The 12,488-nt window shown below is 28.7% G+C and carries 12 protein-coding genes; 4 read left to right on the forward strand and 8 right to left on the reverse strand.

Annotation, left to right across the window (positions count from 1 at the left end):
* Window positions 1-944: 944 nt before the first annotated feature.
* The 6 genes from LGK95_RS03790 to LGK95_RS03815 form a co-directional block, all read right to left on the reverse strand.
* On the reverse strand, window positions 945-2,111 hold the full coding sequence (locus tag LGK95_RS03790; protein WP_226122375.1) for an AI-2E family transporter: 1,167 nt from the start codon (window positions 2,109-2,111) through the stop codon (window positions 945-947).
* 160 nt (window positions 2,112-2,271) lie between these two features.
* Window positions 2,272-3,555 carry an Nramp family divalent metal transporter gene (locus LGK95_RS03795; RefSeq protein ID WP_226122377.1) on the reverse strand — a complete coding sequence of 428 codons (1,284 nt, stop codon included), beginning with the start codon at window positions 3,553-3,555 and terminating at the stop codon, window positions 2,272-2,274.
* 467 nt (window positions 3,556-4,022) lie between these two features.
* A complete protein-coding gene (locus LGK95_RS03800) occupies window positions 4,023-4,712 on the reverse strand; it encodes a hypothetical protein (RefSeq protein WP_226122380.1) in 690 nt (229 codons plus the stop codon).
* Between the two features lie 52 nt (window positions 4,713-4,764).
* The gene (locus tag LGK95_RS03805; protein ID WP_226122381.1) at window positions 4,765-4,923 is read right to left on the reverse strand and encodes a CsbD family protein; all 159 of its coding nucleotides are present in this window, start codon (window positions 4,921-4,923) and stop codon (window positions 4,765-4,767) included.
* A gap of 594 nt (window positions 4,924-5,517) precedes the next feature.
* Window positions 5,518-6,393, reverse strand: coding sequence for a PRC-barrel domain containing protein (locus LGK95_RS03810; protein WP_226122382.1), 876 nt, complete (start codon window positions 6,391-6,393; stop codon window positions 5,518-5,520).
* Window positions 6,374-6,523, reverse strand: coding sequence for a lmo0937 family membrane protein (locus tag LGK95_RS03815; protein WP_124997758.1), 150 nt, complete (start codon window positions 6,521-6,523; stop codon window positions 6,374-6,376). Before LGK95_RS03815 ends, LGK95_RS03810 begins: the two co-directional genes overlap by 20 nt.
* A gap of 427 nt (window positions 6,524-6,950) precedes the next feature.
* Between LGK95_RS03815 and LGK95_RS03820 the strand changes: the two genes are divergently transcribed.
* The 3 genes from LGK95_RS03820 (at window position 6,951) to LGK95_RS03830 (ending at window position 9,675) form a co-directional block, all read left to right on the forward strand.
* Window positions 6,951-7,640 carry a hypothetical protein gene (locus LGK95_RS03820; RefSeq protein WP_226122383.1) on the forward strand — a complete coding sequence of 230 codons (690 nt, stop codon included), beginning with the start codon at window positions 6,951-6,953 and terminating at the stop codon, window positions 7,638-7,640.
* A gap of 490 nt (window positions 7,641-8,130) precedes the next feature.
* Complete coding sequence (locus LGK95_RS03825) at window positions 8,131-9,279, forward strand: helix-turn-helix domain-containing protein (protein WP_226122388.1); 1,149 nt, start codon at window positions 8,131-8,133, stop codon at window positions 9,277-9,279.
* A 159-nt stretch (window positions 9,280-9,438) separates the two neighbouring features.
* A complete protein-coding gene (locus LGK95_RS03830) occupies window positions 9,439-9,675 on the forward strand; it encodes a hypothetical protein (RefSeq protein ID WP_226122389.1) in 237 nt (78 codons plus the stop codon).
* Window positions 9,676-9,987: 312 nt separating this feature from the next.
* Here the strand turns inward: LGK95_RS03830 and LGK95_RS03835 are convergent, their stop codons facing one another.
* Both LGK95_RS03835 and LGK95_RS03840 read right to left on the reverse strand, forming a co-directional pair.
* Complete coding sequence (locus tag LGK95_RS03835) at window positions 9,988-10,140, reverse strand: lmo0937 family membrane protein (protein WP_226122391.1); 153 nt, start codon at window positions 10,138-10,140, stop codon at window positions 9,988-9,990.
* 966 nt (window positions 10,141-11,106) lie between these two features.
* Window positions 11,107-11,814 (reverse strand): hypothetical protein, encoded by a 708-nt coding sequence (locus LGK95_RS03840; RefSeq protein WP_226122393.1) that lies wholly within the window; start codon window positions 11,812-11,814, stop codon window positions 11,107-11,109.
* A gap of 362 nt (window positions 11,815-12,176) precedes the next feature.
* Between LGK95_RS03840 and LGK95_RS03845 the strand changes: the two genes are divergently transcribed.
* Window positions 12,177-12,488, forward strand: a complete 312-nt coding sequence (locus LGK95_RS03845) for a nucleoside triphosphate pyrophosphohydrolase (RefSeq protein ID WP_226122395.1) — start codon at window positions 12,177-12,179, stop codon at window positions 12,486-12,488.

Genomic DNA, 12,488 nt, shown 5'->3' on the forward strand with positions numbered 1-12,488 from the left:
TATTATTTATGAATTTTTTTAATATCAATTAACAAAACTACTTCAATAATTTTTACATGCAGTTGTTTTGTTAAATATAGATTAGCAAGACGTTAACATGTTCACCTGAAACCAACTGGTTCGTAAAGTAGCGTTTTAAGTAATTTAAAATAGTCCTCAAAGCGTCTTAAGCACTAACTTTGTTTTATAAACTATACTTGTAATAACCTTTATATATCTCTCTAAAAAGTATTGAAGCTCCTTTGGTGTATATATATAATTTTTACATATCCATTAATTCTTTAATTCTTTAATTATGATAATATCGTAATATCGCCCTTAGCTGCTATTAACGTTAAGTTCGTATATAATTTAATGAGGTTATGAAATCAAGTAATATAGCCATAGTTCGTTTTTAATATTAAATACGAATTTTATAAACTTATAAGTATTAATAGAAACAAAATCACTTCATTACATAATAAAAAAGAACCAAATTTATAATCTTTCTATTATTTAAATTTTTACATAATTTTTAATTTATAATACATTCAACGTAACAAGTCAATACAATATGTTACATTCAAATTGAAATTTTTAAGGAATGAGCAATATAGCCAATGTGAAAGTAACACAATTACCACTGAGTTACTTTGAACTTATTAATTATTTTTCTGCAAAAAAATAAAAAAGAACTAGCTAATTAAAAATTAACACTAATTCTTTTTTATTTTATATACTTATATTTAATTAAAGGGGGACTTTAATTAAAAAAAATATTGAGTTGAGTTGCTATGTATTTATCATAACATATAAGTACTAGGTGCTCCAGTATACTACATATTCAAAGTCATTATACCTCTACGAGTCATCTATTTCAGCTATATTTAGGTCTCTGTATTCAATTATAAATGAAAATTATTTTAAAATATGAAGAATTAATTTATATGTCAAGAAATAGCGTATTAGTTCAATCGTTGCATGTGAGAAGTATACCATCTACTAAGTAATATTTTCAAAGATGCAGTAACCGGTACAGCTATTAGCATCCCTAAAAGTCCACCTACATTACCACCTATAATAATCGCAAGCATAATGAATACTGGATGCAAACCTACACTATCTCCAACAATTTTTGGTGCTAACAAGCTATTATCCACTTGTTGAATTACAAGCATTCCAATTATTATCCATATTGCCTTAATGGGTTGTCCACTTAGTAAAGCAATAATTACTGCGAGAATAGTTCCAATAATAGGTCCAATATATGGTATCATGTTACAAATGCCTGCAATAATTCCTATTATTAAAGCATAATCTATTCCAATGAAATACAGTACAATAACTGACAGAACTCCTACAAAGCAAGCTTCTACTAATTGTCCCCTCATATATTTATAAAACGTACTATTAATAACAGATAGTATTTCTTTTAATATATTTCCTGATTTACTTTTTCCAAATATAAGATTAAAAATTTTATTCCATAAATTCATAAAGTATTCTGAGTCTTGCATTAAATATATACTTAATACTATTGCTATGAAAAATGAAACTATATTGCCTCCTATAGATAGCATAGAAGCTGTCATTACTTCTATGCTTGTCGAAAAATATGACTGAACATAACTTACAACCTGGATAATCTTTTCATGTAGATTTCCTAGCATCGAAATATTCGAACTTTGTAATTTATTAGTAATAGTAGAACTAACTACTGATGTCGGATTATTTAAATAATTATTCAGATATCCTATCATCGTAGATATGGTTATATTATTAGATATTTTTCCACCAATCATAATATATATTCCACTAGTAATAGCTGCAAAAACAGCTATTACTAATATATACATTCCTGAAATTCCCACTACCCTTCTGGGTGTTGCTCTTTTAAATATTTTTTTCTTTTCCAAGAAATTTTCAATACCTTTCACACCCGGCTTCAATAAGTAAACAATTACTAATGCCATAAGAAGTGGCTTTATAATTCCAATAATATCTCCTATTATGATTGATAATAAAGATAATATATCTCTTATATTATTGAAAATTGTTATACTCATATAAATTAGTAGCACGGTTATCGTGGCATATAAGCAGTATTGTAATAATTTTTTATCTATTTTCATTTTCTTCTGCCCTCTCTAACTAGTTATTTTACATTATAATAAATACATAGGCAATGTTATACCTTTTCTATGTTTACCATGTAACTAGTTTTTTTACTCAACCTTAAATATAATTTTATTTTATGTATACCAAATTATAAAAATAATGGATACAGAAGCCCTAAAAAAAGAGGCTAACCAAAAGTCCAATAGAAGCAATTGCCATAATAACTGTTATTATCCACCCCATAATGTTAGAAAAAGTAGAATTTGAGTACTTACCCATGATTTTTTTATTGTTTGATATTAACATAACTAAAACCATTAGTGGCGGCGCAGCAATACCGTTAATAATGGCAGTATAATATAACATCTTAAAGGGTTTAATTGGAAGAAAGTTTATGATAACTCCAATTACCGCAGCTACTATGATTACACCATAAAAGCCAGGCGCTCTTTTAATTTTTTTATTTAGGCCCTCTTTCCAGTTAAAGACTTCGGATATAGCATATGCAGCAGAACCAGCTAAAACAGGTACTGCGAGTAGGCCTGTACCTAAGATGCCCACAGCAAATAACAAAGATGCAAAATTTCCAGCAAGCGGTTTTAATGCTTGAGCTGCTTGGGTGGCAGTGTCTATATGGGTTATCCCATGTGTTTTCAAAGTAGATGCAGTAGTTACAATAATGAAAAACATAACAATATTAGAAAATAGCATGCCTACATTGGTATCAATTTTCATATCCCGTACATCCACTTTTTTTACATCCGGTATACCTTTTGCTGTACCTACAGCTTTTAAACCTAATTTATTTTTTTCATGTCCCTCCTCAACCTCCTGATTAGTCTGCCAAAAGAATAAGTAAGGCGAGATAGTTGTTCCGAGTATAGCCACAATATTTAGAAGATAGTCTTTACTTGTAGAAAAACTCGGCACAAGTGTTGAATAAAGAACTTTCGACCAATCTACTTTGATGATGAAAGCGGTTATAATATAAGTAAATAACGTTAATGCCATATATTTTAAAAACTTAGCATATACTTTATATGTAACAGCTATTTCTAAAATAACTATTAATATGGCTATACCTACCAGCCAAAAAATAAATGGTATTCCAATGATAAGTTGACCAGCAGAAGCCATAGCACCTAAATCAGCTCCAATATTAATTACATTAGCAATTGTTAGTAATGTCACAGCAAAGTATAATATTTTTTTTGAGTAATGCTCTTTTATTACACCGGAGAGTCCTTTCGCGCTTACCATACCAATTCGACCACACATCTCCTGAATAACCACCATAAAAGGAAATGAAAACAGAGCAACCCATAATTGACCGAAACCAAACTGTGCTCCAGTCTGAGAGTATGTTGCAATGCCAGAAGGGTCATCATCTGATGCTCCTGATATAAACCCCGGGCCTAAAATTCTAATTAACTTCTTTAGCTTTTCTTTTATTTTCATTTTTTTAATACCCCCTTTACATTATAAATACACATTTAATATTTTTAACTGATACACCAGACTAAATGATATACTCAATCTTAATTGAACATATGTATTTAATAAAGTCTTTCTAACGCTAATATATGTATTAGAAGTACATATTTGAATTGGATCATTAATTAGCTTCTAAGGCTGATTTTTGAGAGTTGGGAGACTTATTAATGTGATTTATTTATTTCTTACGCCTTTTATCGCCCTCTGGGACAATTCATTTAGATTTTTTTCGGATCTCTTGGCAATCCTTTCATTATTTAACGCTTTAGCTTCTTTATATTTTTTATCGTGCGTCTCTTGTATCACTTTTTTTAATCACTACTATGTAATCACATAATCAATGGTGGCAAATAATAAAAAAAACTAGCTATATAACGGCTAATCCTTAAATCCACCTACATATATTAAAGTGGTTTTTAGTAAATAATAAACTAATCTATCACATATTTTAAGTCTGTAATAATTTTCTTAAAATCGTCATTAAGTTCATCAACATAAAGCTCATCCTCTTTTATATCATATTCATATTTATTCATATCACTATCAAGGAATGACCTACTAAAAACCCTATTTGAAATTTTATTAATGATTTCTTCATATCTAACATTATCAAAATCATCATCCTTTAATATAAGTAATTTGCTTTTGCTTTTTAATTCTTGACCTACTATTTCTAAATCTGTATATAGTTTATATAACTTATCTGTATCTCTAATGTTACGGGAAATTTTAGCAACATTATTTATCCATTCTTTACTAAAAAACATTCGAGTAGGAATATTCATAAATTCTTTATTCTTGCTATTAATATAAAGCCTTTTTAAATCATTTGAGCCCAAAATCAAATCATAATAAATAATTAAACTATTTTCTCTGAGTTCTGATTCTGCTTGAATATTTCTACTAATATTTAAACTAATTATAACAGCTACAAGAGTTGCTAACCCGGAAATTATACCACCTAGATAACTACCTAAAAAAACTAACCAATTAGAACTAGTTATATTGGGTTTATTAAAAACGAAACTATTTAATATAAATGGAATCGCAATACATAGAATTATACTTACAATTATGACAACTATAATATCGCCATTTCTTCGTAAAAATTTAAAATTCACAATTTCACCTCCATTATTATGCTTCTTGTATGTAATTTAATTATTATATATTTTATCTTTTATCAACTTTCTCCTTTATATCACCTTTTTGGTACTGAAGTTTCCCTTTGAGTTCCATCTCTTGACTCGCGGTGGCCCTTCCAGCAGCCTCCTTAGTTTTTCCTGTAACTTTATCCTTTACATTCTCAACTTTATTTTTTAAATTTGACATTTTGCACCTCCATTTATTTTATCCTAATTCCAATTTTATTTAATACATTCATATACTTGCATAATTTTTAGATTAATTATTATATTACAAACTTTATTTTTTTAATTGCTGATCGCTTTATAACAACTAAAAAATATGCAAGACTTTTAGTATTATAATAATAACAACAATTCCACCAATTAATGCTAACATATAATTCACACTCCTTTATGTTTTTATATCGTTCACTTTGCATCACATCTATAGTTCAAATGATTTTGTTAGCAAAAAGACCCGATTATAAGAAGGGTTAGCCCCTCTTTAATTTTTCTGTGTTCTCTTGTAAGTTTATTCTGTCATACTCCTTTTTTTCTCTATCTATTAGTTTTTCTGTAACAAAAAAGAAAACAATTATAATTAATGTATAGAATATTACACCATAACCAATTAAGTTTAATAACAACATGTTAGGGGTCTCTGTAGCAATGAAACAAAAACGGCAATGGTAAATACAATTTATACCATTGCCGTTTAATTAATTAGTTCTTTATTAACATATACATTTACACCGGCATACAGTTATATTAAAAAAGTGTAGATTCTCGCTCACCTGTTTTAGCGTAAATGTTCATTGGAATCCAGTTCATCGATCCAGTATCCCTGTTGATTATAATGTTGATACAGTCCATTCTCGTAATCTCGGGTTAACAGAACTTCATCTGTATATTCCGGTGACTGCTTTATGTCTTCACGAAGAAGAGTGATGAATACTTTAGATTCATCCCAACTAACGCGTTCTATCCATTTTGGTGAAATAAGAACCTTTTTCCCCGGCCACCAATTCTTTGTATCAATGATTAGGTAACGAATCGCCAATGTTTTATCATCGATGATAAAATCCTCAACATGTCCAATCGTGCCATCTGTAGCTTGGATGTCGTACCCAATTACATCGCTAGCGATGTGTAAATGGTTTTCCCACTGTTCGTAAACTTGAGGTGATACCATTAATTTTTCTTGGTCTTGACTACCCTCTATGCAAGGATAAAGTCCATTTGTTCCCCATATGTTTGATCCACTCCAATATACGGGCCATTCATAATATTTATAGTAATCTTCTTCATATTGTCGTGATATAGGTTCATCATTATACAAAGACGGACTGTTTTCAATCTGATTCTTGGTGAGATTAACGGTGATGGATTGTTCTTCTTTATTAACCCCGTCTAATGCATACGGTGAGATTATTACTTGTCTACCAGTTAACCAATTTCCTGTGTTTACAATCAAATAGCGAATTGTCCAAAAGTGGTCATCAAAATAGAATTCTTTGACCTTACCTATTTCTCCGTCTATACAGCTTAATTTGTAATTCTTTAGTGTTTTGGCTTTGTTTAACAAAGTAACATCCCTTTCATATTTTATTTTTTTGTAAAATGGTGCTGAGTTATATTTAAAATAACACTTTCTATTATCGTCCTCTTCTACCAATAACATCAAAAACGAATAATATAACAGCTATGACAATTAATGCGTGTATCAGGCCACCACCAATATTAAGCACCAATCCCAATAACCAGAAAATTATTAATATTCCTGCTATCCAACGTAAGAATCCCATACATATATCACTCCTTTATAAACTATTTTTTTAAAAAAGGTGTTAATACCTAAATTTTACGTCTAATACTACACAAATTTAAATTTGCGGAAAACTTAGAATATTATGATTATATTGTATCACAAATGTCGCTATATTTCAACCTTTTTCAACAATTAATTTAAGTTGAGTGCTTAGTTATGTATACAGGAGACTTGAATAACCAGATTTTTGTTATTATTGAACTACGCTCAAACAAAGTAATTTGTTGATTATTTCGAATAAAAAATTTTTCTAAAAATGTTTCAACAAAACTTTGATATTGGGTATAATATATAGCACGAAGAAATTCTGAGGTGAAGTTGATTTTTGAGCAAAAATGAATCAAGAGTTAGCAATGCCTTAAGTGTTTCCAAGAGTGCAGTAATATAATAATGGAGGTGAAATTATGGATTTTAAATTTTTACGAAGAAATGGCTATATTATAGTTATTCTATTTGTAAGTATAATTCTAAGCATTGCGATTCCATTTATATTAAATAATTTCTTTTTTATTAAACCAAATATAACTAATTCTGATTGGTCAACTTTTCTAGGTAGTTATATAGGTGGTATACTTGCTGGGTTAGCAACTCTTGTAGCTGTTATAATTAGTTTGAATATTAGTAAAAACATTCAAGCAGAATCAGACCTCAGAGAAAATAGTTTAATTGTTTATTATGATTTAATTTTGGGCTCAAATGATTTAAAAAGGCTTTATATTAATAGCAAGAATAAAGAATTTAAGAATATTCCTTCTCGAATGTTTTTTAGTAAAGAATGGATAAAGAATGTTGCTAAAATTTCCTGTAACATTAGAGATACAGATAGGTTATATAAAATATATACAGATTTAGAAATAGTAGGTCAAGAATTAGAAAGCAAAAGCAAATTACTTATATTAAAGGATGATGATTTTGATAATGTTAGATATGAAGAAATCATTAATAAAATTTCTAATAGGGTTTTTAGTAGGACATTTCTTGATAGTGATATGAATAAATATGAATATGATATAAAAGAGGACGAACTTTATGTTGATGAACTTAATACCGATTTTAAGAAAATTATTACAGACTTAAAACATATAGTAGATTAATTTATTATATATTAAAAATCACTCAAATATATGTAGGTGGATTTAAGGATTAGTCGTAGATTATAATAAAAACACTTCACTTACTGATTGAACTGACCCCTGCCAAGTAGACAATGGAAATGATAAGCAAACATAAACTTCCAGTTTATGTAACGACCTCCGAGGTCATAGTATCACCACTAGCTGTTTTGGCAGAAAGTAAACCTGACTGCACGTTTCCAGTGGTACCCTGTGAAATTGTACTCTTAAGCACCAACCAGATTTCAACAATAACTAGTGTTAGTGATGATAATTCATAGGGTGTAGACCATAGTGTTTTAATATTAATTATAGTAAAATAGTTCAGTTGACTAAACGATATTAAAGCAGTAGAAACTTAACTTTACTTAAATTCTTAAATATTTACTTGACAAATACATAATAAAATCGTATAATACATATAAAGAATAAAATTTTTCCTTTGGAGGTGCTAAGGTGAATAATCTTAATAATGAATTTTAACGGAGATCGGTTAAGAATAGCCAGAATATATAGAAACATGACTATAAGTGATTTAGAGAAAGAGATTAGTGTTACTAAACAGGCTATTTCACAATATGAAAAAGGTATAATAGCACCAAAATCAGAGGTGTTATTTCAATTAGTATCCGTCCTAAGGTTTCCATTAGATTTTTTTACTGAAATAGATAATAGGACTACTAACGTTGAAAATACATTTTTCAGATCATTATCAGGTGTTAAAAAATTGGATTTAAATACTGAAGAGATAAAAACAGAAATAATTGTTAGGTTGTATAACTTCCTTAATGGCTATCTTAAATTTCCAAAACTTGAGTTGCCTACCATTGATTACAATAATGTTATAGATATTGAGGAAGCGACCTTAAAGTTAAGGGGTTTCTGGGGACTAAATAATGACCCAATAGAAAACATTGTTGACTTATTAGAAAGGAACGGGATAATTGTATCGGCTTTAGCCACTGTTTCAACCAAAATTGATGCATTTACCCAAATTCATAAAATTAAGGACCATCATCAATTTTGTGTAGTATTGGGGAACGAAAAACAATCTATGGTTAGCAGAAATTTCGATGCTGCACACGAATTAGGACATATTATACTTCACAGTAAATTAAGTAATGTTAAAGAATTATCAAATGAAGAATTCAAAGAACTGGAAGTTGAGGCAAATCATTTTGCAGCATCATTCTTATTGCCAAAAAATGATTTCTTCGCAGATTTAGTAAACCCAACAAACCTTGAAGCGTATTTGCAGTTAAAGAAAAAGTGGAAAGTTTCTATATCAGCAATGGTCATGAGAGCAAGGCAATTAGATAGAATTAGTAGTCTTCAGTATAAAAATCTAATGAAACTATTCTCATATAAAAAATGGGGAAAGGTTGAGCCTTATGATGATGTTTGGAAGATACAACGCCCTCAATTATTTAGAAAGGCTATAAAGATGCTTAAAGAGAATAATGTTCTCACTGGTCAACAATTAATGATTGAACTATCTAAATATAAATTTACTATCAATGTTGAAGAAGTAGAGGTTCTTCTTGACTTAGATCCTGGAACTTTAGTTGAAAAAAGATCCGAAAAAGATAAGGAATTGAAATTATCGATAAAAATAAATTAGCATGTTTATGCATACAAAAAATGATAATTATCACAACAAAAATAAAAAAGCAGAATGTAATTTCTGAGCTACAATTATTTGATACATAATAAATAATCTTTAGATAGTAATTCAAAAATTGTAGGTATTTTGCTTAAATTAGTAAAGGGGTTTTAATTAATGATGTCTAATAATGAACTACTAGTTAAAATGAAAAATGCTGCTAATAACAGCATTGCAAATAGAAAAGGACTTGAAATATACTATATGGGTAAGATGCAAGCTTTTATGGAAGCTTATTCTAAGGATTTGGCTGATTATTATATTTACTCTGATGTATATGATCATAAAGAAATTTTCGATGGTATAAGAAAAGGGGTACTTCCCCCACGTTATATTAAGTCGGAATACAACTAAATTTGGAATCAATAATAGTTAAAGTGTATCATTAATTTAGTAATATGTGGTAATTGAAATAAATGCTTAAATATTATCTGAGTTCAACATAATACGAATTGATTTGAATTCATAGATTATATTTAAAGGGGTTAAAGAATGAACTTTAATCTCAATGTGAAAATAACTCAATTGGTATTGTGTTACTTTCACATATTAATTTTTGCAAGAAAATAAAAAAGAACTAGCTAAGTAACACTAATTCATTTTTAATTTATATATTTATATTTAATTAAAGGGGGCTTTAATTAAATATAAATAATATATAAGCCCTTATCTTATTCTTTTCTTTGAAATCATATCCACTATGAATACTATAACCGCTATTACAAGTAACATATGTATCATACCGCCGCCAATACTAAATATAAGTCCTAAAACCCAAAGACATACTACTATTGCACCTATCCAACTTAATAAACCCATCTATAACACAACCTTTCTTATATTAATCTACTATTATAATTACATTATAATAGTAGATTAATTACTTTAAAAAATATGTTAACTAAAATATGCCGATAAATTTAAGTATTACTATTATTACAACAATTCCACCAATTAATGCTAGCATATAATTCACACTCCTCTAATTTTCTAATTGATATTTTAATACTAATCTATTAAAGTATTCTAATTAAATCATCTTTTATGTGTTAGTACTTTTTTAGAATTTTTATTTACAACTATAAAATCTACGAGGCCCGTTTTTATCGATAAGATCATTGATAACCTTACTTTCTTTCTCAAACTCACTTTCAACAAATATGCTACCTTTATTTTCAAGAGATGTCTGGTCTTTTTTATGCTAATCTTATTATTTATACTGAAATCAAAGTTAAGCATTTAGATAAAGTACTCACAAGCTTAAAAATTAGAAAAGTTTATACTCCAAGAATTTTAAAAGTTATATAAAAAAAGGAGAAGAGAGTGTAATGCACTATTCAAAACGTAAGATAGCTAAAATAATGGTATATGGTTTTGTAGCAGTAATCGCTGGAACACTATTCTTTATAAATTTAGTCTCTTAAGGTATACCTTTCACGATGCATGTCATATTTGTGTATATTTTCAAAATTTATAGATTGAACTGAATCTTATTATGAAATGGATTTGGTACTCCTCCTAGATTTATCTCCTTACATAAGAAGATAACGGTTTCCATTGATTTCTCACCTGCTGGTAGTTCATATTTACCGAGACGAAAAGCATATTTCATCCATTCAGCATGTAAGGGTTGCATCGGATTAGCATATTTGTTCAATAAATTATAAATAACATTGAAAAATCGGTCTATAACTTAAATATCTCATCCTTAATATTAACAGATTAGAAATACTGCACTGGATATCCTTCTGAGTGCAGTATTTTGCTTTACATTACCAAACCACATTAATGACCTTCATTAGTAGAAGGAGTTTTAAAACTTTTATTAAGCCGTTCGACAACGTTTGAATATTTGTCCTTTTGATTGGTTGGATATTTAAATACAAAAGTATTTATTGAACCCTTCCCCACTACTGTTTTTTCATATATTATATCATCGCCTTCTATATAAGATATTACATACCAATCTCCAGATTGTTTTTTATAGGGAAGATTAGAGCTTTGTATAGCTGTATGATACATTGAATCTATAGTTTCATTCAGTATATTGTTGCTACCATATATCGTTAATACAACCTTTCCATCTATTGATTTTAATTCTCTCCCATCACCATTATCAGGGTCATTTATAAGGGTAAGAGTATTAGGATACATAATAGAAAATTGATATCTATAATTAATGTAATTCTTATATATAAATTGTTCAGGTTGTTCCGTTGATGATACTGATGCAAGTGTTGTTTCTTTTGATTTTTCATTTGATATTTTATCATCTGCTGCTATCTTTGCATCTGATATCTTTTTATTTGCTACAATTTCTGCATCAGCTATTTTTTTATTTGCAATAATTTCCGCATCTGCTATCTTTTTATCGGCTATTACTTTTGAACCATCTGTTGTTGAGTCATTTTTAGATTTACTTAAACAACTAGTTAAGCTAAAAATAATTATTAATCCCAAAAGAAGACTTAGGTATTTCTTCATGTTTCTCATTTTAATCCCCCTATATACATTTTTTTCTTTAAATTCATAATAATACTATTATATTACAAAACCCTGCTATAATTCCAACACTTATAATTAAATCTAGTCTGCAAAAAATCTTGTGGATCTTATGCTGATACCCCACGCTATTGAAAAATTTTATATCGATTCAATCACCTCTGGCTTAATTATTGCCGAACTACAGAAGTATAGACAAATACCGTTTTGAATTTATTTTCTATTCAATGTATTTCTAACTTCAGAGGTTATCATTTAATATTCTCATTAGGTTATAATGCATACCCTCTAGTATTGGTTTATTCCCACCTATGCTATATAATAAACCAATACTATCACCCAAGGAGGCCACCATGAAAATCTACAACAAACTAGTACGCGACAAAATCCCTGAAATCATTAAATCTTCAGGTAAAAACTTTGATATTCACTATGCTAAAAAAGAAGAATTACTACCATTACTTGAAACCAAATTAAACGAGGAAGTATCTGAGTATCTAGAAACTAAGAACTTAGAAGAACTTGCTGATGTTATGGAAGTTTTATTTGGTCTTGCAAATGATCTTGGATATTCAGAGAAAGATCTAATTAACAAAAGAAATGAAAAGAAAGAAGAGAGAGGCGGCTTTGAAAAAGGCATAGTTCTTGAAAAAGTTTATGAATAG

This window comes from Clostridium algoriphilum, assembly GCF_020443705.1.
GTDB classification, from domain to species: Bacteria; Bacillota; Clostridia; order Clostridiales; family Clostridiaceae; genus Clostridium_AD; species Clostridium_AD algoriphilum.